The organism is Microcoleus sp. AT9b-C3 (assembly GCF_036705485.1).
GTDB lineage: Bacteria > Cyanobacteriota > Cyanobacteriia > Cyanobacteriales > Microcoleaceae > Microcoleus.
In genome coordinates this window covers 111,504-136,957 of the sequence record NZ_JAUBUR010000019.1, presented here as the reverse complement: position 1 = coordinate 136,957, position 25,454 = coordinate 111,504, and the positions used below count along the sequence as shown (strand labels likewise).

The following is a 25,454-nucleotide window of genomic DNA, read 5'->3' as shown; positions in this document are numbered from 1 at the left end:
CCTTTAAATTACGATCGCATCGCCTGTTTTTGCTCCGCCTTCAAATCGCGGTTGCTAGCAGCAGCCAACTCCGCATCCAACAGCGTCTTACCAGTCGCAGCCAAATACACATCATCCAAACTCGGCCGAGATTGAGCAATCCCAAAAGTAGGCAATCCCGCATCTTTTAAAGCTTGCTGAATAGTCACCAGCGCATCGCTTTGCGGTGTTACTACTAAATTGAGAGAATTTCCTTGAGCGGTATTGACAATTACTTCCTGCACAAAAGGCAGCGATTGCATCAGATTTTTAGCTTTTTCAGCTTCTTCGATGGGCGAAAACTCCCGAATCCGCAGAGTCACCCGATCGCCCCCAACCCGATTTTTCAACTCCTCCGGCGTACCCTCAGCAATTACCGTACCCTTGTCAATAATCGCCACGCGATCGGCCAAAGCGTCAACTTCTTCAAGATAATGGCTGGTAATCAAAACCGTCGTACCTTCCTCCCGCAAGCGCCGCAGGAAATCCCACACCACCACCCGGCTTTCAATATCGAGCCCGACAGTCGGTTCGTCTAACACCAAAACATCAGGCTGGTGCAGCAATCCAGCAGCCAAATCCAAGCGTTTGCGGATACCGCCGGAATAAGTGCCCGTCTTTTTATTTTCCCAATCCTCCAAACCGAGGAGTTTCACCATTTCGTCAATCCGCCCTTTAATCGTAGGGCGCGGCAAATGGTAAAGCGCTGCTTGCAGTTGCAGGAGTTCCCGCCCTGTCAGCACCTTATCGAGAGCCACTTCTTGGGCGACGTAGCCGAGTTTTTGTCTGGCCATTCTCGGCTGGCTGACAGCAGAAATGCCAGACACTTCAATGCGTCCGCTATCCGGCGCACTCAAAGTACAAAGTACCCGCAGGGTTGTGGTTTTGCCTGCACCGTTGGGGCCTAGCAAACCAAATATTTCCCCCGGTTCTACCTTGAAGGAAACATCTTTAACGGCTTCTACAGTGCCGTAGCGTTTCTGAAGATTTTCAATTAAAACGGCGGGAGCCATATATTTTGGGGATGAACTGGTTGTTAATATTTTGACACTTCTGAGCTCAAATTGCCGGAATGTGCGATCGACTAATGCGACTGGCTGTGCTTGTACGATCGCACACTCCTCATCAACCGGAAACTGCTTATAGTTTTGATTCTTAATATCAGTTTTAAAAATATTAACTTTATAGCGCTTCCCAACCCTGATATTCATCAGTCTTTCCCAATCTCCAATCTCCCATCTCGAATCAAAAAAATTATGAGTTTTGAGTTAATTATAACTTTTCAGTTAACAACTCAAAACTCATAAGTTTTCAACAAGTAGAGATGCACCCGAAACCTGTTATTTTCTAATTATCTCTACCTATAGGCTGATGTGTAGCGAGATTTTGATAATTAACACACTGGTCAAACACATCACGCTTTCGATCCCACTATTAAACACAAAAAACTTCCCGAAGAGGCAAGTTATACTTGTAATGAGTTTCCCAACAAATGTAACTGTATACCCGTGCTTTCAGCCCCGATAGTTATCAGTCATTACCAATTCTTTAATCGAAAATCGAAAATCGAAAATGGTCTTAACTCCCCTAAAGGCAGTGGCTGCCAGGTCTTTAATCGACAATTTTTACCCAACCGCGGCGCACGTTGTACAGCAGTCGGTTGATGATGGCATACTCATCTTCATTCAGTGTTCTTTCTAAGAGTGCAGATCTGAGCTGTCTCCGGTCGTGGCGAGTCACGACGCTGGAGAACATGACCTGACCAAATAACTCTTCGAGTGTCATTTGGGATACTGACATGATAAACCTCCTAGTTGATTGAGACAGATAAAATTTTAACAGGCTTGTTGTATTTGTATTATGCACTCTGGGAATGACTTCAAAGGCGATCGAAAACATTGACACAGTGTGATTTTTTGATTAAAAATCTGTGACCGAGACTTGGATGCCCAGTGACTTGGATCTCTTAAATTGGTGATGCTTGTCACTAAAGTCAGAAGACAGTTGACAGTTGACAGTTGATAGTCGATCGAGGGAAGAAGCCCGATCGCACGATCGCCAAATAATCGCTTCGCCGATCGCCCTCAAAAACTCTCCCTCCCGTCCTCATGGCTTCTCAACCTGATTTTCCCCTATGCCGATTTTCCAGCTAATTGAGGCATCGGTCAATAGTCGCCACAACCGACTCAGCCAAATCTTTCAGCGCGTAACCCCCCTCCAAACCAAAAGCTATGCGGCGGGTGAGTTGCAGGCAGTATCCGGTGAAAGTACCGAAATCTGACGGCATCAGAGTCATACTCGCCAGCGGATCGGACGCAGTAGCGTCATAACCAGCGCTGACAATCAACAAATCCGGTTCAAACTTGGACAAAAAAGGCACGACAAGAGATTCAAAGGCGCTCAGGTATTCAGCTATGCCGCTGCCCGGATAGAGGGGAATGTTCAGCACGTTCTCGTAGGCACCGCGCTCCTCGGCATCTCCTGTTCCCGGATAGCACGGAGATTGGTGCAGGGAACAGTAGGCAATTTGGCGGCAGTTTTCCACCAAAGATTGAGTGCCGTTGCCGTGGTGCACGTCCCAGTCGAGGACAGCGACGCGGTTGACTCCCGGCTGTTCTAAGGCGTAGTGAGCGGCGATCGCAGCATTGGAAAACAAGCAAAAACCCATCGCGCGGGCGTTTTCGGCGTGGTGTCCCGGCGGCCTTGCCAGCACAAAAGCCGGTTCCCCCGCAGCCACCACTCGATCGACCCCATCGAGCCAAGCACTCGCAGCCAGCAGCGCTACGTCGTAACTTTCAGCAGATATCGGCGTATCGCCGTCGAGGTAGCCGCCTCCCCGATGAGCCAAATGTTCGACTTCTTTGATGTATCTTTGCGAGTGAACTTTTTTGATAGCCGAGAACAGTGCTTTTTCGCGCTGCGCCACTGGGGTGGGCAGTTGCCACTCAATTTGAGCCGCCCAAGGAGCAGCTTTCAGAGCGTTGACGATCGCCGTTAAACGTTCTGGTCGCTCTGGGTGAAGCATTCCAGTCTTGTGCAGCAAAAAATCTTCGGAGTAGATGACGGGTAGCATCGGCAGATTTTAGATTTTAGATTTTAGATTTTAGATTTTTAGTTTGCTTTAAGAAAACCTTCGGTTTTGTGAAATTAAAATTGCGTTCGGGCAACCATTTTATTTTTTGATATCGCCCTCAAAAAAACTCACCAACGCATGAAATCCTTCCCCCTAAAAAACCATTTCTAGCTTTTGCCAATTGATGATTAAATCACCAACTGCCCACTTACGAATTTCCCCTGTTTCGCCCCTTAAATTTTCTGGCAACTTTCCCATAAAATCCAAGGCAAATTGTGATATAATTTCAGGAGTAATTTGCAATATTTGGCAGCTCTACTGAATCCAAACCGATTTTATCGCATTTTTGAGATTTATAGCGGTCAAATTTAAATTTTTAACGGAGTTTTTCAACCTATGAGCACCTCTGAGTCGCGGATAATCCCGACGGATCTGGGTAATGAGATGTCCCGATCGTACTTGGAATACGCCATGAGCGTAATTGTCGGTCGGGCGCTACCAGATGCCAGGGACGGTCTCAAGCCCGTTCACCGACGCATTCTCTACGCCATGAACGAATTGGGCTTGACTCCCGATCGACCTTTCCGCAAATGCGCCCGCGTCGTGGGGGAGGTGCTGGGCAAGTATCACCCGCACGGAGATACAGCGGTTTATGACGCCCTGGTGCGGATGGCTCAGGATTTTTCCATGCGGGAACGCCTGATCAACGGCCACGGCAACTTCGGCTCCGTTGACAACGACCCACCCGCTGCCATGCGGTACACCGAATGTCGCCTCACAGCTTTGACGAGCGACTCCATGCTGCGCGACATCGACTCCGAAACAGTTGATTTCGGCGACAACTTCGACGGTTCACAGCAAGAACCCCTCGTACTCCCGGCACGCATCCCCCAAATTTTGCTCAACGGTTCCTCCGGGATTGCTGTAGGGATGGCAACCAACATTCCGCCACACAATTTAGGCGAAATAATTGACGGTTTAGTAGCACTAATCCACAATCCAGCAATTACCGACCTGGAATTGATGCAGTACATCCCCGGCCCGGACTTTCCCACCGGAGGGCAAATTCTGGGCAGAAGCGGTATTCGCGATGCTTACACCACCGGTCGCGGTTCGATTACAATGCGCGGAGTCGCCAGCATTGAAACCATCGAACATCCCGGCCGCCCCGACAAAGAAGCAATTATTATCACCGAATTGCCTTACCAAACAAACAAGGCAGCCCTAATTGAGAAAATTGCCGAACTTGTCAACGACAAAAGATTAGATGGAATTTCCGACATTCGCGACGAAAGCGACAGAGACGGAATGCGGATCGTGATCGAACTCAAGCGCGATGCCTATCCCCGCGTCGTCCTCAACAACCTCTATAAACAAACACCACTCCAAGCCAACTTTGGAGCCAATATGTTAGCGCTAGTAAACGGGGAACCCCAACTACTTACGCTCTCCCAATTCCTCAATGTCTTCCTAGATTTCCGCATTGAGACAATTACTCGCCGGACTCAATACGAACTCCGAAAAGCAGAAGAACGCGACCACCTTCTGCAAGGGTTATTAATTGCCCTAGAAAACTTAGATGCAATTATTCACCTAATTCGCGCCGCTGCCGACTCCGCAGCAGCGAAACAAGAATTGATGGATAATTACGGTCTTTCCGAACAGCAATCCGATGCAATTCTGCAAATGCAGTTACGGCGTTTGACAGCATTAGAAGCGCAAAAAATTCAGCAAGAACACGAAGAACTGCGAGCTAAAATCGAAGATTTGGAAGATATCTTAGCGCGCCGAGAACGCATCTTAGAAATCGCCGAAGTTGAAGCAGTCGAAATCCAAACCAAAATCGCTACTCCTAGACGCAGCGTCATCGAACACGCCGAAGGAGAAATCGATGAAAGAGATTTAATTGCCAACGAACAAGCAATTATTCTGATCACAGAGCAAGGCTACATCAAGCGGATGCCTGTCAGCACTTTCGAGGCCCAAAGTCGCGCTACTCGCGGCAAAGCAGGCGCGAAAATGAAAGAAGACGACGGAGTAGAACATTTCCTTTCCTGCTGCGATCACGATAGCGTTTTGTTCTTCAGCGACAGGGGCGTAGTTTACTCTGTCAAAGCTTATCAAATCCCCGTCTGTTCCCGGACAGCCCGCGGCACTCCGGTGGTGCAACTGCTGCCGATTCCTATAGAAGAAAAAATCACTTCTATGGTGTCAGTCACAGAATTCACCAGCGAAGAATACTTGGTAATGTTGACTCGCGGCGGCTACATCAAGAAAACCGCACTTTCAGCTTTTTCCAACATCCGCACTAATGGATTAATCGCGATTTCTCTAGAAGAAGGCGACCAACTGCGCTGGGTACGGAGAGCAAAAGTGGGTGACAGCATTATCATCGGTACGCGCCAAGGCATGGCAATTCATTTCCGCACCAATCACGAACAGTTGCGCCCAGTCGGCCGCGCGACGCGGGGTGTAAAATCGATGAAATTGCGATCGGGCGATGAGTTGATCAGCATGGACATTTTGCCCAGTTCAATTGTTGCCGAGATTGCTGAATTGGAAACTGAAGACTCGGAATTGGAAGGGGCAGAAATTGCTCTATTAGAAACTGAAGACTCGGAATTTGAAGGAGCAGAAATTGCTGGATTGGAAACAGAAGATGCGGAATTGGAAGACGAAGAACTAGACATGCAAGCCGAGGGAATTGAAGGCGAAGATGCCGAAGAAATTCCGACAGTTAGCAGCGAAGTTCCTTCGGTGTTGGTAATCACCACCAACGGCTACGGCAAGCGGGTTCCAGTTTCTCAATTCCGCCTGCAAAGACGGGCCGGCAAGGGATTGACAGCTACTAAATTCAAGTCGAAAAAGGGTAAGGATCAGGTAGCGGCCCTGCGAATTGTCAACGAAGATGACGAGTTGATGATCGTTACCAACCGAGGTATTATTATCCGTCAGGCTGTGAGTGCAATTTCCACCCAATCGCGCACAGCAACGGGCGTGCGGGTGCAGCGGTTGGACGAGGATGATTCGATCGTAGCTGTGGCTTTAGTGCCGCCTGCTGGTGAAGAATCGGCCGAAGAATCCGAATCTGAGGAAGTGGCAGAATAGTCATAGGTTAATAGTTTGTAAGGTGCGCGCTGCGTACCTTACTGCTGAATTGTAAAAATGCGATCGTCTATTCCCGGTTTCTGCCTCCAAGACTGGTTAACATTTAATACTAATTATGAAAAAATACCTCTAGGGACACGGCATTGCCGTGTCCTGCACTTAAATCGTTGACAATCTAGCCGAGAATTGCTATAGCATAATAGAATCAAAAAGTTAATAGCAAAAGTCTATAAAAATGCCTTATTTAACCGCAGCAAACGACATCAAAGCACTCATCGGTAAATTTTCCCAAGCTAAAATCCTGTGGGTGGATACAGAAATAGCAGACTATAAATCCAACCCCAGATTATCTCTGATTCAGGTGTTAGCTGACTCCACAGATGCGACGGGAGATGCCACTTTTCTACTAGATGTCTTGGATCAACCAGAATTGGCAAAAGATTTCATCAACCAAATCATGGTCAATCCAGATATTGAAAAAGTTTTGCACAACGCCAGCTATGACATCCGATTTCTAGGCAATGACGACGCTCAAAATGTCACTTGCACATTGAAAATGGTGACAAAGATTCCGACTTACATTCTGCCCTTACCTAATCGGCAACTCAAAACTTTAATAGAAACACTTTGCGGCATTGCTTATGTTGATAAAACCGAACAAAGCGGCGATTGGGGCAAGCGTCCCCTGACCGAGAAGCAGCTAGAATATGCCAAGATGGACGCGGTTTATTTAGCTGGAGTGCATCGCCGCCTGGTAGAAATCCTTGCCCAATGTTACCCCGAACCCGCCACGGAAAACTTGACAGCATTGGGCGAAAAATATCAGGAAATAGAATCTCGGTGGAAGCCGCTAGATTCAGAAATCGCTGAAGTCAAAGAACGATTTAAAGCGGGGATGATGGCGCAAAAGCTCAAAGATAGTTATTATTTTGAGCTTTCCAGTTCGATAACGATGAAAGTTGATTTTATGACGCTAGCAAGACTGACGCAAACTGAGGAAATTGAGTTAAATTTTCCGGTAACGCTGACGAAAGAAATTCAAAAACAGTTAGGTCAACTCATCGCTGATCCATCTTTGGAAGTGGAGGATATTGCTAGTTGGCGGTTGAATTCTAATGTACAGCAGCGGCGAAAATCTACTAAGAAAGTTGCGCCAGAACCGGAGAGTGAGGATTTAACTGCATTGGGGGAAAGGTACAAAGAAATTTTGCCCGAATGGAAGTTGCTGGATTCTGAAGTTGAGCATCTGAAAGAGCGCATTAAAAAAGCAATGTTGGTGCAAAATCATGAAAATACTCCCCATTTTAAGTTATCCAGTTCCTCGATTTTGAAGGTAGATTTTGCTAAATTGGCAAAACTTGCGCTATCTGTGGGAGTTGAGTTAGATTTTATGGTGACGCTGACTCAATACATCCAAAAGCGGTTAGGGGAAGCTATTAACAAAATTGATGTGCAAATTGAGTATATTACCAGTTGGCGGATGACGGCTAAGACTGTGGAAGATGAAGATGAGGAAATTCCGTTTTAAGAGGGCGGGCACGGGGGCACCGCCCCTACAGTATAAACAAATTGCGTTTCATTTTTGCTGTTTGTGCCGCGACTAAGGAATGAAAATTAAATAGCTACACAAGGAAAGTGGGGAGTAGGGGTTGGGCGTCCCGCCCGCCTTTTTTGGACGGGCGGGACGCCCATCCCACAAAAACAATTAAAATTGCAAGTTATTTAATTCGCGATCCTAACCTTGTTCTTCCAAGTAGTCTGCAACGGCTTGCAAATCTTCCAATCCTCGGTTCAAGCTGTTAAGCATAGCTTCCCCAGTTTCAGTATCAAAGTTGAGTTTAGGATTTTGCAAAGCTAACTCTTGAATTGCTTCTAGCCATAGTGAAAGCGGTACATGACGAACAGCTTCCCGTAACCCCATATTTGCTAATACTGCAAGATAAAAACCTGTAAAGTCTTGCCCTCCATAGTTATAGAAACCATGCCGCAGTTCTAGCTTTTCGGGTGTGTAGGCTGCGTATTGGTCAAAGGTGATCGGTGTGCGATCGAGTTTTGGTTGTGGCAGTGGTGGTGTATCCATATTTTTTTACCTTATTTGTTACCATCGACTACGCTTTTGCGGTTAATTTCAATCAGCCATAAGCTGTTCTACATTTAAACAGTGTGTCAAAAATCAATACAACTCTTGTGGGGCGGGCTTCTAGCCTGTCCCGAATTTCCAATTTAAATGCTCCACAGCTTATTTAACCAAGGTGGGCAAAAGCCCACCCTAATTCCTACTTACCTACCGTGAAATACTCATTCTTAGCATAGACGCTAATAATGCAGTCTCCCACTTCAAAAAACATCCCCTCTTGCTCATCTTTAGAAAATTGTAAGTTGCCGTATTTAGAATTAATTTCCTCAGCAGTCGCCGCTTTTGCCTCCATTTCATCCGGGATAAGTCCGGTAGAACCGATATAGAAAACCAGCGGTGAAACTTTTTCCCCGTACACTTTTTCGGCATAAGCTTCCAGTCGCTCGTTTGCATTAGCTAAAGCAGCGACAAACTCCTCTCGCTTGACATCTTCTTCCTGCCATTTTGCTTGCAAAAGGCGCAGCAAACTATCTGCACCCACTTTGGCTAAAGTAGCGCTCACAATTCCGTTATCCTCCAACCCCAAAAACTCATCAAAAATCAGTTTCATCAAGTCGTCAACTTTGGTGATTTTTGTTCGGGATGACAGGGTTTTGTGTGCGAAGACAACAGGCTCATCTAACGTGATGTCAAAGGTCGGTTTTGCTAGCTTTTCGCCCGTGTTTTTGTGGTAAACTTCATAAAAGCGATCGAGAAATTTGTTGGCAGAGTGCAATTTGCCGAAGTTGAGGATGTTTTTGCTGCCGATGTCGATTTTGTAGCTGACTCGCGAATCTACTGAACCGTGGGCGATCGCACTTTTTAAATCTGTGTATTCCGTCGTCGTCGGAAAATTGATGTAAAGGTTTTTTGACAGATAATGCTGTTTCAATTCTTCCAATTGTTCCGCAGTGTAAGCCTCGGATTCCTCCTTCAAATGAGCCGAGAGAATGCTAGAGAGAATTTTGATTTCTGCGAGTTCCTCAAACACTCCGTCAAGGCTGCCGTAACGCCCGTCAAAAGGCACGAGGGGCAAAGTTTCTAACTTAATATCGTACTCTGAATGGAAGTCAAATTCTTGTACAGGCAAACCGTCTTTTTCAAGGATACCGCATTTTTTGAGCAAATCAAACACTGGTTTGCTGCTGATTTTGGTTCGCAGCGACTTGATATTAACTTCGCCGTCGCTGACAATGGTATAATTGTTGAAAGTATTGAGGTCTGTAACTAGAATCCCCGCCACTTCTGCGATTAAAGTTCCATCCTCAACTTTTACCAGCTTAGCTTTTCGGGTAATCAGCATATTGATGGTAGCGGTATTTTGATTGATGGCAAATGAACCCATTTGCACGTATTCGCCACCATCTAAGAATTCAGTTTTCAGCCAAGGCTTGACAAGGTTGCCGTTTTCGTCTCGCTTTCCTTCAATTCGCTTCAAACCTTTTCGCTGATAATTTTCTTGCAAGTGTTTCAAGTTGATGATGATGCTGTTGCTGTTTTCCTCCAATATCTTGATTAACTCCAGCAGGGAAATTTTATCGCTGACTTTTACGCGATCGCCAATTTCATGATTTTTCAAAACATCAGGCGCAAAAACAGCCTCTTCCAAATCTTCCGTAAACTCGGCTATTTGGGCATTTGTCAAAGCTTTCGCGTGTTTTTCCGTCAAAGTAGCGTCGAAGGTGCTCGCCAGCGCATACTTAGCCGTATTTAAATTGCCGTCAGCCAGGTTAGCTTTCGCAAAAGCAAACACCGACTCATCAGTTTGAGCAACGGGAACATCTAATTTGTCATACTCATCTTTGGAGATTTTCTGATATTTGTAAAACAGTCCCCGATCCTCTGCTTTCAGCCCGCAGATTTTCAGCGTGCTCGATGAACCGTTGATTTTTTTGCCACTTTGGGAAACAAAAACTTGATAATCGTATTCCTTAATTAACGGTTCTTCCAGCGGAGGTGCAACGGAACAGCCTAACAGTTTTGTGCTGTCGTAAAGAGCATCATAAACCATTTTGACTTCGCCAGCGCGGATGCAATTTCCCGATAATGTGTTAGCGATTTTGGAGAGAAGTTTGAAGTCAGCCGAGGCATAGGATATCGTGTTGGCAAACACATCCATGTCTTTGAGTTCTTCGCAAATTTCCCCTAGTTTTGCAGCTTCCGAATTGGGACTTGGGTCATTTGCATAGCCGTCTGTGTGCAAATTGATCGCTGTCATTTCTCCCGCTTTAACCAGAGATTTCGCGAGTAGCATCGACTGCGATATGCAGGTAGCTCCAGCCGTGTGAATTTTTTGAATTTCTTTGATGTATTGAGAGTCAAACTTCAGCACTTCTTGAATGGGGATTCGCTGGAAATGACAAATTACGTCCCGATTGCTCGCATAGGAAATCAGGCTGACAATTAGCTGGTAATTATTGTATTCGTCTAATGTCAAAAGCTTGATGAGGGTTTCTTTCAGCGGTTCTAACTCATAATACATTGAGCCGGAACGGTCGATGATGATGATGCTGTGAGCGACGGATTTTTCGGGGATATCGCCTGGTGTTCTTTCTAAATTAATGCGCTCGACTAGATAGAAGGCCTTTGCGTTTCCGGCAAAATTGTAGAGGGTAAATTTGGTGCGAGTATTGGAGGCTGCTTGGCTGCTGGAAGTTTTGACCTGAGATGATTGTTTTGCTTGCCGTGCCATAGTTTTGACCTATGTTGATTAATTCCTCAACTTTATCATTACACGCGCTTCTGTGGATGTCAAGGCCTGTGTGGAAAATTATCTGCGAGGCTGAATAAGCATTAATATTTAGGGCTGCGGTGCCACGGAAAACTGCGGCGGTAGGGTAAAAGTGGGCTTTTTTGGCAAAAGTAGTGGATCTGCGTAAATATTTAGTAAATATTTACTAAATCATGCTTTATTTAGAAAATCCGCTGCTCAAACTTTATCTAAATCTGATCGGATGGGTGGCGTTGGGATTTTTTCTCGGCCGCCTGCTACCAAGAAGCTATTCTACATATTTAGCCAAGTTTCTTTTCTTTTTTGGCACGCCATTGAGCATTGTTGCTTTTATCCGCCGGGCCAATTTGTCGGGCGCTATTTGGATGGCGCCGCTGATAGCTTGGGCGGCAATTCTAGCAGGTGGAGGACTCGCTTGGATTTTGATAAATTTTGGGGTAGGCGAGGAACGTTTCAAGACTCTTAATCGGAGTACCCAAACTAGCCCGGATGAAAACACCGCTTGGAGTTTGCCAACTCAAGGCAGCTTTTTATTGGCAACGATGGTTGGTAATACGGGTTTTTTAGGCATTCCCGTCACCTTGTCCTTATTAGGCTCGGAATACTTTGCCTGGGCGTTGTTTTACGACTTGCTAGGCACTGGCATGGCAATTAATATAGTGGGAGTTGCTATTGCTTCTCACTGCGGTAAAAGCGATCGCCGTCAGAGTTGGTTAGGTCCGGTGCGGGCAATTTTTCAGAATCCGGCACTGTGGGCTTTTGGTATAGGATTTGTCTCGCGCAGCTTGCCGCTGTCGGCACAAATCGCAGAATTGTTAACAACAGGCGCTTGGACTGTCATTACTTTAGCTTTAATTACGATCGGGATGCAGTTGAGCAAGTTGAATTCCTTGCACAACCTCAAACCTGTTTTGGCTTGTCTTGCGATTAAAATGCTGTTAGTTCCCTTGGTAATTGGCACGGGATTAACGTTTTTGGGGATCGCGGGCGCGCCGCGACTTGTGCTAGTGCTGCAAATGGCGATGCCTCCTGCTTTTGGTACTACATTGTTGGCAGAAGCTTTTAATCTCGATCGCGAATTAGCCGTAACTGCGATCGGCCTCGGCTGCGTTAGTTTATTATTCACTATTCCAATATGGATGAGGGTATTTAATTTTTAAATAAAAGTGGATTGGTTTATTTTTAACAAGGCAATTTTGAGTGACTTAAATCACAATTACCAGCGATTTAGATCATATTAATTATACTTAACTATTACAGGAGTTGGAAACTATCTTCCCTTCTGTTAAGCTACAAACAGCCCGCCCATGAGGCAGATAATAAAAAAAATATGAAAACTCAAGATTTTACATTGACAGGTTATCAAACGATCGATCGCATTTACTCAGGAACTCGCACCCAGGTTTATCGAGCTTTCCGTATTCAGGACAAACTGCCCGTCGCGATCAAAGTCTTGGATAGCCAGTATCCCACCTTTAGCGAACTCGTGCAATTTCGCAATCAATATACGATCGCCAAAAACCTCAACTTGCCCGGAATCATCCAAACATACAGCTTAGAAGCCTACCAAAACAGCTATGCGCTGGTAATGGAAGACTTCGGGGGAATTTCTCTCAAAGAATGGACTCAACAAGGGGAAACTCTACTCAATTTAAGCGAGTTTTTGCAAATGGCGATCGCACTATGCCACACCTTAAATATTCTCTACCGAGAACGCATCATTCACAAAGACCTCAAACCCAGCAACATTTTAATTAACCCGGAAACCAAACAAATCAAATTAATCGACTTTAGTATTGCATCTTTATTGCCACGAGAAACCCAAACCCTGCTTAATCCTAATGTTTTAGAAGGGACACTTGCTTACATTTCTCCTGAACAAACCGGCCGAATGAACCGAGGAATTGACTACCGGACTGATTTTTATTCACTTGGTATCACCTTCTACGAATTATTGACAGGAGAGTTGCCATTTCAATCCAATGACCCGATGGAATTAGTACATTGCCATATCGCCAAAGCAGCACCCTTAGTACACGAAATTAACCCACCAATTCCATCTGTACTTTCAGAGATTGTCAGCAAATTGATGGCTAAAAATGCCGAAGACCGCTATCAAAGTGCTTTAGGACTGAAAACCGATCTAGAAAAATGTTTAGATCGGCTTAAAGAAACTGGGGAAATTCAGAGTTTTGAAATTGGGCGAAGAGATGTGAGCGATCGCTTTCTCATCCCCGACAAAATCTATGGACGAGAAGCTGAAGTAGAAACCCTGCTACAAGCATTTGATAGAGTCAGTCAAGGTGCAACAGAAATGATGCTGGTAGCTGGGTTTTCTGGAATTGGCAAAACAGCCGTTGTCAACGAAGTGCATAAACCGATTGTCAGACAACGCGGCTATTTTATTAAAGGCAAATATGACCAATTTCAACGCAATATTCCCTTCAGTGCCTTCGTGCAAGCCTTCCGGGATTTGATGGAGCAATTATTAACCGAAAACGATCTCCAAATTCAGCAATGGAAAACTAAAATTTTAGAGGCTGTTGGCGAAAATGGTCAAATAATTATTGAAGTTATTCCTGAACTCGAAAGAATAATTGGTGGACAACCACCAGCGATAGAGCTATCAGGAACTGCGGCACAAAATCGCTTTAATTTATTATTCCAAAAATTTACGCAAGTCTTCACCAGTGCAGAACATCCATTAGTCATGTTTTTAGATGATTTGCAATGGGCAGATTCGGCATCGCTCAAGTTAATGCAGCTATTAATGGCTGATACAAGTCATCTTTTCATAATGGGTGCCTACCGCGATAATGAAGTCAATTCAGCACATCCATTAATGTTGAGTTTGAATGAAATTGCTAAATCACAAGCAAAGATTAATACGATTACTTTAGCACCGCTGAGTCAAGAGCAAGTAAATAACTTAGTGGCTGACACGCTTAAATGTTCGGAAGATGTAGCATGGCATCTTTCTGTATTGATTTATCAAAAAACCAAAGGAAATCCGTTTTTTGCCACACAGTTTCTCAAAGCATTGCATCAAGATGGATTAATCCAATTTGACTTTGAGTTAGGCTGTTGGCAATGCGATATATCGGAAGTGACGGCTGAAGCAGTTACAGATGACGTTGTAACTTTTATGAGTTGGCAACTGCAAAAATTACCGCCCTCGACTCAAGATGTCTTGCAGTTAGCTGCTTGTATTGGTAACTGTTTTGATTTAGCAACTTTGGCGATTGTTTCGCAGCAATCGGAAATTGAGACGGCTGCGGCTTTGTGGAAAGCTTTGCAAGAAGGGTTGATTTTACCGATTGGTGATGTTTATAAGTTTTATATCGGGCAACAAAATCAAGCACGTACATCGGAAAATCAACCGATCGTTACGTATAAATTCTTACATGACCGAGTACAGCAAGCAGCTTATTCCCTGATTCCAGATGACCAAAAACAGACGACTCATTACCAAATCGGACAATTGCTGCTGCAACAGATTTCCGCACAAGCAAGAGAAGACCGGATTTTTGAAATCGTCAATCAATTAAATTACGGCACGGCTTTAATTAGCGAACAAACTAAACGAGATGAACTAGCACAACTTAATCTGATTGCCTGTCGTAAAGCCAAAAATTCCACCGCCTATCAAGCAGCGCGCGAATATATCACAGTGGGCTTGTCTTTGTGGGAAGAAAATAATTGGCAGCAGCAGTATGAAATGACCCTCGCCTTGCATGAATTAGCGGCGGAAATAGCACTGCTAAATGGTAATTTTGAGGCGATGGAACAGTTCATTGATACTGTCATTAAGCAGGCACATTCCTTACTAGAAAAGGTGAATGTTTACTGCATTAGAATTCAATCTCATATTTTCCAAAGTAAATTAACTTCAGCGATCGCGATAGCCCAACCAGTCTTACAACAGCTTGGTGTCGCCTTTCCTGAAACACCGACACCATCAAATTTTCAACAGGAAATCCAAGAGATTGAGGAACTCATTGGAGATAGGGAAATTGCCGATTTGGTTAACTTGCCTGAGATGAGGGATGCAGAAAAACTCGCTATTCTGAAGATGGTCAATATCATAATCCCAGCAGCTTACCTCTCTGGCTCTGCGCTGTACCCATTGCTCAATAGTTTGTCCGTTAAACTCTCAATCCAGTACGGTAACACATCAACTTCTGCTTTAGGCTATGCCACCTATGGCAGTATTCTCTGCAATTTCTTACAAGCCGTAGATACAGGATCGCAATTTGGTTCCCTGGGACTCCAGATTATTTCAAAACTCGATGCCAAAGCGAGTAAAACAGATGTTTTGATGATCTTGGGGATATTTATTGTACACCGCAAATCTCACATTAAAGAAACACTACCACTCTTGCAAGAGGGTTATACCAGTGCCCTAGAATTTGGAAACCTGGTAATGGCTGGATATAATGGGCACACTTTTTGTCTCAATTCTTTTTGGTGCAGTCAACCCCTGGCTACCTTAGAGCAGGATATTAGCGCCTACTGCCATAGTTTGATGCAATTAAATCAATTGACAACCGCAAATTATAGCCGGATCTATTGGCAGCCAGTTTTAAATCTCTTAGGTTTTGCAGAACGTCCCACCCTTTTATCTGGAAAAGCCCTTGAAGAAACAGAATTTCTCCAGCAGCTACAGTCCGCCAATGATGGATATGGATTGTATATTTTCCATTTGTATAAACTGCTGCTTTGTTTCTTATTTGGAGAAATTGAGCCAGCGAAAAATCATGCTGTTGAAGTCAGGAGCTATTTTATGGCTGGTGCAGGGTTAGTCACCGAACCAGTATTTTATCTTTATGATTCTCTGCTGACTTTGGCACAATTGAATCCTGGATTAGATGAAACATCAGCAGCATTGCAGAGTGTAACAAAAAACCAAACCCGGTTACAGCAATGGGCGCACTATGCACCCATGAATTACCAGCATAAATTTGATTTAGTTGAAGCGGAAAGATGCCGAGTATTAGGACAAAAAACCGCAGCGATAGAGTTGTACGATAAAGCGATCGCCACAGCCAAAACCAACGAATACATCCAAGAAGAAGCACTTGCTAACGAACTCGCCGCTAAATTCTACCTTGAATGGAGCAAAGAAAAAGTAGCAGCCGGATATATGCAGGACGCCTACTATTGCTACGCTCGTTGGGGTGCAAAAGCCAAAGCCACCGACCTGGAAAAACGCTATCCCCAATTACTTGCCCCCATATTAAAACAAACCCGTTCTCCCCTTTCCACTGACGAAACCATCTTCCGATTAGCAACTGTCACATCCACCTGTTCGGCCACTTCTAGCACCAGTATCTCAGATAGCCTAGATTTCAAAGCCATTCTCAAAGCTTCCCAAGCTATCTCCAGCGAAATCGAACTTTCCAAACTGCTTTCATCGTTGCTTTCCATTGTCATCGAAAATGCGGGGGCAGATAAATGCGTATTAACACTGCTACGAGACGGTCGCTTGCTAATTAAAGGCTCAATTACCCAAGGAACAAACCCAGTTGTGTTGCAGAGGATTCCGGTTGAGGAGAGTCAGGAAATTCCCCTAAAGTTAATTTATAAAGTTTTGCACAACAATCAGGCTGTTGTGCTGGTGAATGCGACAGCAGATCCTACTTTAGCCAACGATCCGTATATCATGCGTCAACAGCCTCATAGTATCTTGTGCAGTCCGATTTTGCATCAAGGCAAGTTGATGGGCATTTTATATCTGGAAAATAGTTTAGCAATAGGGGCATTTACGAGCGATCGCGTCGAACTGCTGAATCTACTTTGCGCTCAAGCGGCAATTTCGCTAGAAAATGCGCGACTTTACGAGCAAGCCCAAGAAATGCTAGCAGAACTGAGTGCCAGCAAAGCCCGCTTTCAAAAGCTGGCGGATAATCTTCCTGGCATAATTTACCAGATCGGCCTCGCTCCCGATGGTTCTGTTTCAGTTCCCTACGTTAGTCCAGGCTGTGCCGCTCTATATGAAGTGCCACCCCAAGATTTCTTAGCAGGCATCATAGATTTTCGGATGCTGGAGCATCCAGAGGATAGCCCAGCTCTGACTGAGGCGTTCATCCATTCTGCCGAGACTCTCACGCGTTTTGAGCAGGAATGGCGCATCGTTACGCCCTCTGGCACTGTGAAATGGGTGCAGGCGGCATCACGACCGGAACGGCAAGCCGACGGCTCGATCGTCTGGGATGGCGTGATGATTGATATTAGCGAGCGCAAAATTGCAGAACTTGCCTTCGAGCAAAAATCAGTGGAATTACAACAAGCATTACACCACTTGCAAAACGCCCAATTACAAATCGTCCAAAGTGAAAAAATGTCAGCTTTAGGTAATTTAGTAGCGGGTGTGGCGCATGAAATGAATAATCCTTTGGGCTTTATTTCTGCTAGTCTCCTTGAAACTAAACCTACGATTGCCGAGTTGCTCGAACACTTGCAACTCTATCAAGAAACTTTCCCCAATCCGAGCGAACAAATTATAGACCATGCCGAAGAAATCGATCTGGAATATACTTTAGAAGATTTACCTAAGATAATGGATTCGATGTCTACGGCCTGTGAGAGGCTCAAAAATATCAGCACCAGTTTACGTACTTTCTCTCGTGCCGATCGAGATTATAAAGTTCCTTTCAACATTCACGAAGGCATTGACAGCACCATTTTAATTCTCAAGCATCGCCTCAAAGCCAACGACCAACGTCCCGCCATTGAAGTGATTACCAACTATGGCAATTTACCTTTAATAGAGTGTTTCCCCGGACAACTCAATCAGGTATTTATGAACATTTTGGCTAATGCCATTGACGCATTGGATGAGTCGAATGTTGGACGAAGCTTTGCTGAAATTAAAGGCAATCTTAACCAAATTAGTGTGATCACTTCAACGGCAGATAATTTCGTAAAAATTACCATTGCTGATAATGGAAAAGGAATGAGTGAAGAAGTAGAAGGAAAGATATTTGACCACTTATTTACGACCAAAGCAGTAGGAAAAGGAACGGGATTGGGATTGGCGATCGCCCGCCAGATTGTAGTCGAGACCCACGGCGGAACAATTCATGTCAATTCTACCTTGGGGCAAGGAACGGAATTTGAGGTCCTGTTACCTATTACCGAATAAAAGTTGACTGTTGACTGTTGACTAATGAAAAAGGTTATTCATTTTTCAGTCTTCATCATTTCGTTTGTCGAGTTTGCGTTCCTTAAGTGCGATCGAGTAATTTCTATTTGAAAAAAGCCAGAATAACTAAATTAGATTGCCGATCGGCAATTATACCAGCCCCGATCGCAACTGCGGACACGGGCAAAACTTCCCGCGCCCCAGACCCGATCCCCAAAATCTCAACTATGCTAACGTAGGCAAGCAGCAATCCCTTGTCACGAAGGTGATTAACATAATTTCAAACAATTTATTTTATTGAGGAGCGGTGTATCCCGTATGGCAAATCTGATCGGCACAGACAGCAACGACTTTATTCTAGGAACTCCCCTGAGCGATCGAATTCGCGCCTTAGATGGCGATGACTCGCTCCTGGGTGCGGGAGCAGATGACACCCTAGAGGGCGACGCCGGCAACGACCAGCTTCTTGGAGCTGACGGAGCAGATTCGCTGGTTGGCGGTGAAGGAAATGACGAACTCATTGGCAACCAAGGCCGCGATTTTGCTTCCGGCGGGAACGGCGACGACTCGATTCGCGGCGGTTTGGGCAACGACATCCTCGAAGGCAACGACGGCATAGACAGCGTGGTGGGAGACGCGGGGGACGACTTAGTTTTTGGCAACGGAGGCTTTGATGTGATTGCCGGCGGTACTGGCAACGACACGCTCACAGGGGCTGACGGCGACGATTCCGTGTTCGGGAATGCTGATGACGACTTTCTCTACGGGGATTTGGGGAACGATTCTCTCGACGGCGGTAGCGGCAGGGATCAAATGTTGGGCGGTGGCGGCAACGATTATTTGACCAGCGGCGACGGTGACGACACTTTGTACGGCAATGCCGACAACGATTCGCTCTTCGGAGACGCTGGTAATGACCAGATCTTCGGCGGCAAGGCTGACGATACAGTTTTTGGCGGTGGCGGTTCCGATACCCTTCGCGGCGATGAAGCCGACGACTCGGTACTGGGAGATGAAGGTAATGATTTTTTGTTTGGTGGCAAAGGTAATGATGGTATCGACGGCGGTTTTGGCGATGACTCCTTGGCAGGAGGTATCGGCGACGATACCATTTTGGGCAGTTTCGGCAATGACAATTTATTTGGGGCAGAGGGTAATGATTCTTTAATCGGAGGCGAGGGTTCGGATACTCTGACTGGTGGCAGCGGCAGCGATGTCTTTGGATTGGGAGCCGGGCCTGGCAGTCTGGCTTTAATTACTGATTACAATGACACAGAGGATTTCTTTGGACTGCCGAGCAATTTATCTTTCGCTCAACTGCAAGTTCGGCAAGGCAACGGTGCAAATGTCAGGGATACAGTAATTACGACGCTCGACGGCAAGCTTTTAGCAATTTTGATCGACACTCCGGCGGCGCTGATCGAGGCGAATGATTTTATCGCTGTGAATGGGACGGCTACTCCCAGACCAACCACGATTACCACTACAACTACAACTACAGTTACAAGCACAATTACAGATCCTCCAACTCCAACTACAGATTTAGTTTCACCTTCAACTACAGATTCAACTGTACCTCCCACTCCAGCTCCGTCTCCAAGTCCAGCTCCGGCTCCAACTTCCACGGACGAAGCGACGCCGACTCTCACGGAAGCACCGACTCCAACTCCGACAGCAGCACCGACTCCGACTCCGACAGCAGCACCGACTCCGACTCCGACAGCAGCACCGACTCCGACTCCGACAGCAGCACCGACTCCGACGCCGACAGCAGCACCAACTCCGACGCCGACTGCTTCGAGGATTCCAATTCCGCCGACTGTTAGCGTGCCTGATGCTGATTCGCCCCTGCTGTCAATTAGTTCGATCGCCCCGACGCAGGCTCCCGGACTATTGCCAATGCCCGGCCAGACGCCGATATTCCCGACGGTGCCGAACCCGATACCCTTACCTCCTACACCTTATGGGTTATAGGCGCGATCGCGCAGCTCAGTGATGAGTTATGAGTTAATGTAAAACTCACTAAACTCATCACTCAAAACTATTTAACGTCCTGCGGAGTTTCGGCCGAGTCTTCTGGCGACTCGGCTGGAGAATCTTGTAGGGGAGATAATTGTTGGCTGTACCCCAAGAGCGATCGAAGTTTCATGCGGTGGATGTAAGGCCAGCCGCCATTGGCTTCAATATTCCTGAGCAGTTTGTAAAGTGCTTGGCGGTTGTCGGGAAAAGACGCTTGAAACAAACCGTCCCGAATTTCCCGGTGCGAAGCTTCCAGCCTCCGCAGCAGGGCCAAAAGCAGCAGACTGTCTCCCTGACAACTTTCGGCTAAAGTCCGAATCGCCTCTGTCACTGATTGCATTTGAGACTGCAACTTTTCTGACTCTAAATCTTTGCCGTTGTCCATACTGCTGCTTCCTTTGAAATCTACAAGGCCTTTGTCCCCAGCCTTTTGGTCAACCGACTAATCGAGCTAGTCGCGATCGCCATTCGGGGTCATAAGCAAAGTAACTTAAGTAGGTTGACTTAAGCAATATTAATTTGCAGTCCAAGTCAGGAAAAGAGCACAACCCGTCGTACCATGTGTATTGGGCTGCGATCCGAACATGATTGAGAAATCATAAGTTCATGCTTATTTTCACGGCGCACTAGCTTGATTTTTTGAGTCAATGCCGGTGTCGGTGAAGCGAGCGATCGGGATCTAAATGCTACCCTAAGCGCTGGCCTAGCCTGCCGGCGGGCAATTATATTTTGCTCGAAGTAGGGCTTTTTCTTAATATAATCCGATGTTGGATATTGAGGTTGGCAATGAAATATCGTGCTTTAATTGTTGCACTTTTAGCATTTTGCATGAGTGCGCTGGTTGCTTGTTCTTCTGCTCCTGACTCGACGGTGGCGACTACCGAGTTGCTTACCTACGACGAGATTAGAGGTACTGGCTTGGCTAATAACTGCCCTAGCTTGGCAGAAACTTCTCGGGGATCGATCCCCATTGAAGCGGGCGCCACCTATAAACTGACTGGTTTGTGTTTGCAGCCCACAACTTATTTTGTGAAGGAAGAACCAGCAAACAAACGCCAAGAAGCGGAATTTGTGCCTGGTAAATTGCTGACACGGTTCACGTCGAGCATTGACCAAGTTCAAGGTACGCTTAAGGTCGGTACTGACGGAACTCTGACTTTCACAGAAGAAGACGGCTTGGATTTTCAAGCTATTACGATTCAATTACCGGGCGGAGAGCAAGTACCTTTCTTGTTTACCATTAAACAGCTAGTGGCCAGTTCCGAACCGGGAGTGGTTGCTATCAATACTTCCACTGATTTGCGAGGGGAGTTTAACGTTCCTTCTTACCGCAGCGCAGGCTTTTTAGACCCTAAAGCTCGCGGGGTAGCGACTGGCTACGACAATGCTGTAGCCCTTCCGGCTTCTGACAATTCCAAACGTGTGCGGGCTAATGTTAAGGTAGCTGACACTCGCACCAAGGCGGGCAAAATTTCTCTCCAAGTTGCTAAAGTCAACAGCGCCACTGGCGAAGTTGGCGGGATTTTTGAGAGCACGCAGCCTTCTGATACTGATTTGGGAGCTAGACCGGCTCTTGACGTGAAAATTCGGGGTTTATTTTACGCTCGCATTGAGCCTTCTGTATCGTAAAATTGGCTTTCTAGATCGATCGAACTTGAGCAGTTTCTGGCTGTAAAGCTCCTGCTCGCTCTTCATTAGCCAACAGTCTCGAGCAACATAACTTAGGACTGTTGACTAATGACTAAATTTATGATTGAATTGTGGTCATTGGCAAGTTATGAAGTTGGGATTTTTTATTAATTAAAGTATTGTATTCAAAGCGCTTTCAGCTTATAAGATATTTTTCAAAAAACCTGCTTTAATTGGGGATTCGGTCGAAGGCCTTCTACCTGGTAAAAGTTTGCCTGATGCCGAAAACCTTCTGATAATCCCGCTAAATCCGTTCACCTTCCGAAAAATCAAGTGGTGTGTCCGCTATCACACCTATTGAGTGCTAGGATTACAATACCTAAAAGTGAATTTTTTTAGACTAGACTGGAAACTAGATCTAAAGCAACCTCAGTCCTCTGCTCTACCAACCCTTATGTCACCATGTCTACCACAGTGCCGAACGAGCTAAAAAGCGAAAATTTGCAATTGTTGCGCGAGTACCAAATTTCTGGATCGAATGAAATCCGCAATCAGTTAGTTAAACTGAATATTGGACTGGTCAGAAAAGAAGTTTACCATTGGATCAACCAGTGCGGTGAAAGCTACGACGATTTGCTGCAAGTCGGATGTATTGGGTTGATTAGGGCGATCGAGCGGTTTGATATCGCCAAGGGACACGCTTTTAGTTCCTTTGCAATTCCCTACATACGGGGCGAAATTCAACACTACTTGCGGGACAAAAGCCCTTCTGTGCGATTTCCCCGCCACTGGCAGTCCCTGGAACGCAAATCAGTAGCAGCCATCAAGGATTTGCAGGTGCAGTTAAACCGCAAACCTACGGATGCTGAAGTAGCAGCAGTCCTTGAGGTTTCTGTGCAAGAATGGCAAGAAATTAAGTTGGCCCATCTCAACCGATCGCCTCTGAGTTTGGACGCGCCGGTGCAAGATGAAGATGAGGGGGCTAGTTGTCTGGGAGAATTGGTGCCCGATAGCAAGTATCGGAGTTTTCAGTTGGCGCAAGAGGATCAAATTCGCGTACAGCAAGCTTTGGCTATGTTGGAACAACGGACTCGCGAGATATTGGAGTTTGTTTTTCTCTACGATTTGACGCAGAAAGAAACGGCTGAACGCTTGGGTATCAGTGCGGTGACTGTTTCTCGGCGAGTTAAGAAAGGGCTGGATTTGCTCAAAGAGATTATGACTAAACAGCTTTAGTCAGTTGACAGTTGACAGTTGACAGTTGGCAGTGGGCAGTTGACAGTTGACAGTTGTCAGTTACTGCCAATAACTAATCACTAATAACTAATAACTAATAACTAATCATCGCTCACTAATGACAACTAATAACTACTGACTACTGCCCACGGACTAATTTTTAGATGCTGCGGACAAATTTATCGAGCCTTTCTACGGCTTTTTTAATTGTGCCTAAATCGGTGGCGTAAGACAAGCGAATATGGTCGTCTGCACCAAACGCAATCCCCGGAATAACTGCTACTTGCTGCTGTTCTAAGAAAGCGTCGCAAAATTCCAAAGAATTCATTCCAGTCTTGCTAATGTTGACAAACATATAGAAAGCACCGTCTGGTTTAATACAGCTAATTCCAGGGACAGCATCGAGTAATTCAAATATTACCTGACGCCTTTGGGCAAAAGCTAGGCGCATTTTTTCGACAGATTCTTGACTGCTTTCCAAAGCTGCGATCGCCCCGTACTGTGCAAAAGTACACACGTTTGAGGTACTGTGACCTTGAATGGTGCTGGTGGCTTTGATTAATTCGATCGGCCCGGCCAAATAACCGATTCGCCAGCCTGTCATCGAGTAAGCTTTAGCAAAACCGCTGCTAATCAGGGTGCGAGCGAAGATTTCTTTGCCTAGGGAACCGATGCTGACGTGTTGGGCGCCGTCATATATAATTTTTTCGTAAATCTCGTCAGCAACGACTAAAATATCTCGATCGACTATCACCTCGGCCAATGCTTTGATTTCCGCCGAATTATACACCATTCCCGTCGGGTTAGAAGGCGAATTCAGTACAAATAACTTGGTTTTGGGAGTAATCGCTCGACTCAGTTGTTCCGGTGTAATTTTATATCCTGTAGAAGCATCAGTCTGTACAATTACTGGCTTGCCGCTAGCGAGTTTCACCATTTCAGGATAGCTTAGCCAGTATGGAGCCGGAATAATTACTTCCTCTCCAGGCTCGATCAGAGCCATCATCAGATTGTAGAGGGAATGCTTGCCGCCGTTGGTGACAATAATATTTTCCGGTTGATAGTTGAGATTATTGTCATCGCGGAGTTTGCGGGCGATCGCAGCTTTTAACTGCGGTTCCCCAGACACAGGGCCGTACTTAGTCTTCCCCGCGTCTAAAGCTTGTTTTGCCGCTGCTTTAATGTGTTCGGGCGTATCAAAGTCGGGTTCTCCCGTACTCAAACTACAGACATCAATCCCTTCGGCCTTCATAGCTTTAGCCTTAGCGGCGATCGCCAAGGTTATAGAAGGAGAAACCTCACCCACTCGTGCTGCCAACTTAATCATTGGATTTTAGATATTAGATTTTTGACTTTCGATCATAGGGTGACAAATGTTGATATTCAACCCTGTTGTTAGGAAATTATGACATTTGTTTACATATAGTAAATCTAAAATCTAAAATCTAAAATTTAAAATTTAAAATCGATTGACGTTATTATTGTACCATTTTTGATGCCTCGTTACCCTCAACCCCGATCTGCAAGCTTATGGATCTCAAATCTCTGATTCGCGACATTCCTGATTTCCCAAAGCCGGGAATTCTGTTTCGAGACATTACAACTTTACTGCGCGACCCGCAAGGGCTCAGCTACACCATTGACAGCTTAGCGGAAAAATGCTCTGCAATGTCTGTTGACTATGTGGTGGGCATGGAATCGCGGGGCTTTATCTTTGGCGCGCCTTTGGCTTATAAAATGGGAATAGGCTTTATTCCTGTCCGCAAGCCGGGGAAACTGCCCGGTGCGGTTCATTTTGCTGAGTACGAGTTAGAGTACGGTGTCGATCGACTGGAGATGCACCGAGATGCGATGACATCCGGCAGCCGGGTGCTGATTGTGGACGATTTAATCGCCACTGGCGGAACAGCGGCGGCGACGGCTAAATTGTTGGAACAAGCTGGCTGCGAGCTTGTCGGTTTTGCTTTTATCATTGAATTGCAGGGTTTGGGTGGGAGGCAGAAATTGCCCGATGTGCCAATTGTTACGCTAGTGGAGTATTAGTCAGTTAATAGTTAACTACAGTTAACTGCTGAAGAAAAACTACTGGCTACAGATAATAGAGATTCTGCGTAGGTAAGGTGCACAGTGCACACCCTACAGATAGTAGGTAAGGTGCGCAGTGCGCACCCTACAGATAATAGAGGTTGTGCGGGTATTTATGAGTCATTCACAATTCTTCAATTGTTCAGTAGGTAAGGTGCGCAGTGCGCACCCTACAGATAATAGAGGTTGTGCGGGTATTTATGAGTCATTCACAATTCTTCAATTGTTCAGTAGGTAAGGTGCGCAGTGCGCACCCTACAGATAATAGAGGTTATGCTGGTATTTATGAGTCATT

16 protein-coding genes are annotated in these 25,454 nt (G+C 45.8%); 8 read left to right on the top strand and 8 right to left on the bottom strand.

Features of this window, described 5'->3' with window-relative positions; genetic code table 11:
* Positions 1-8: 8 nt before the first annotated feature.
* The 3 genes from QUB77_RS18260 to QUB77_RS18250 form a co-directional block, all read right to left on the bottom strand.
* Positions 9-1,031, bottom strand: a complete 1,023-nt coding sequence (locus QUB77_RS18260; RefSeq protein ID WP_333175692.1) for an ATP-binding cassette domain-containing protein — start codon at positions 1,029-1,031, stop codon at positions 9-11.
* Between the two features lie 598 nt (positions 1,032-1,629).
* Positions 1,630-1,818, bottom strand: a complete 189-nt coding sequence (locus QUB77_RS18255; protein WP_015175516.1) for a hypothetical protein — start codon at positions 1,816-1,818, stop codon at positions 1,630-1,632.
* Positions 1,819-2,167: 349 nt separating this feature from the next.
* Entirely contained in the window at positions 2,168-3,091 is a 924-nt protein-coding gene (locus tag QUB77_RS18250; protein WP_333175437.1) for a histone deacetylase, read from the bottom strand.
* Positions 3,092-3,487: 396 nt separating this feature from the next.
* Between QUB77_RS18250 and gyrA the strand changes: the two genes are divergently transcribed.
* Positions 3,488-6,199 (top strand): DNA gyrase subunit A, encoded by a 2,712-nt coding sequence (gene gyrA, locus QUB77_RS18245; RefSeq protein ID WP_333175440.1) that lies wholly within the window; start codon positions 3,488-3,490, stop codon positions 6,197-6,199.
* A 235-nt stretch (positions 6,200-6,434) separates the two neighbouring features.
* The gene (locus QUB77_RS18240; RefSeq protein WP_333175442.1) at positions 6,435-7,727 is read left to right on the top strand and encodes a ribonuclease D; all 1,293 of its coding nucleotides are present in this window, start codon (positions 6,435-6,437) and stop codon (positions 7,725-7,727) included.
* A 207-nt stretch (positions 7,728-7,934) separates the two neighbouring features.
* Here QUB77_RS18240 and QUB77_RS18235 read toward each other — a convergent pair whose 3' ends face one another.
* A complete protein-coding gene (locus tag QUB77_RS18235) occupies positions 7,935-8,279 on the bottom strand; it encodes a hypothetical protein (protein WP_333175445.1) in 345 nt (114 codons plus the stop codon).
* A gap of 196 nt (positions 8,280-8,475) precedes the next feature.
* Complete coding sequence (locus QUB77_RS18230) at positions 8,476-11,007, bottom strand: VWA domain-containing protein (protein ID WP_333175447.1); 2,532 nt, start codon at positions 11,005-11,007, stop codon at positions 8,476-8,478.
* Positions 11,008-11,219: 212 nt separating this feature from the next.
* On the opposite strand from QUB77_RS18230, the gene QUB77_RS18225 reads away from it, so the two are divergent.
* Positions 11,220-12,206, top strand: coding sequence for an AEC family transporter (locus tag QUB77_RS18225; RefSeq protein WP_333175449.1), 987 nt, complete (start codon positions 11,220-11,222; stop codon positions 12,204-12,206).
* Positions 12,207-12,376: 170 nt separating this feature from the next.
* Entirely contained in the window at positions 12,377-18,190 is a 5,814-nt protein-coding gene (locus QUB77_RS18220; protein ID WP_333175451.1) for an AAA family ATPase, read from the top strand.
* Positions 18,191-18,293: 103 nt separating this feature from the next.
* Here QUB77_RS18220 and QUB77_RS18215 read toward each other — a convergent pair whose 3' ends face one another.
* Positions 18,294-18,440, bottom strand: coding sequence for a hypothetical protein (locus QUB77_RS18215; protein WP_333175453.1), 147 nt, complete (start codon positions 18,438-18,440; stop codon positions 18,294-18,296).
* A 68-nt stretch (positions 18,441-18,508) separates the two neighbouring features.
* On the opposite strand from QUB77_RS18215, the gene QUB77_RS18210 reads away from it, so the two are divergent.
* Entirely contained in the window at positions 18,509-20,164 is a 1,656-nt protein-coding gene (locus QUB77_RS18210) for a calcium-binding protein (protein WP_333175455.1), read from the top strand.
* Positions 20,165-20,231: 67 nt separating this feature from the next.
* Here the strand turns inward: QUB77_RS18210 and QUB77_RS18205 are convergent, their stop codons facing one another.
* Positions 20,232-20,594 carry a hypothetical protein gene (locus tag QUB77_RS18205; RefSeq protein ID WP_333175458.1) on the bottom strand — a complete coding sequence of 121 codons (363 nt, stop codon included), beginning with the start codon at positions 20,592-20,594 and terminating at the stop codon, positions 20,232-20,234.
* A 401-nt stretch (positions 20,595-20,995) separates the two neighbouring features.
* Between QUB77_RS18205 and QUB77_RS18200 the strand changes: the two genes are divergently transcribed.
* Positions 20,996-21,838: a photosystem II manganese-stabilizing polypeptide gene (locus QUB77_RS18200; protein WP_333175460.1), complete on the top strand. Its 843-nt coding sequence runs from the start codon at positions 20,996-20,998 to the stop codon at positions 21,836-21,838.
* Positions 21,839-22,300: 462 nt separating this feature from the next.
* Positions 22,301-23,074: an RNA polymerase sigma factor SigF gene (locus QUB77_RS18195; protein ID WP_333175462.1), complete on the top strand. Its 774-nt coding sequence runs from the start codon at positions 22,301-22,303 to the stop codon at positions 23,072-23,074.
* A 160-nt stretch (positions 23,075-23,234) separates the two neighbouring features.
* Here the strand turns inward: QUB77_RS18195 and QUB77_RS18190 are convergent, their stop codons facing one another.
* Entirely contained in the window at positions 23,235-24,401 is a 1,167-nt protein-coding gene (locus QUB77_RS18190) for a pyridoxal phosphate-dependent aminotransferase (protein ID WP_333175466.1), read from the bottom strand.
* 203 nt (positions 24,402-24,604) lie between these two features.
* Here QUB77_RS18190 and QUB77_RS18185 point away from each other — a divergent pair, with 203 nt between their 5' ends.
* Positions 24,605-25,117, top strand: a complete 513-nt coding sequence (locus QUB77_RS18185) for an adenine phosphoribosyltransferase (protein WP_333175468.1) — start codon at positions 24,605-24,607, stop codon at positions 25,115-25,117.
* Positions 25,118-25,454 lie beyond the last annotated feature (337 nt).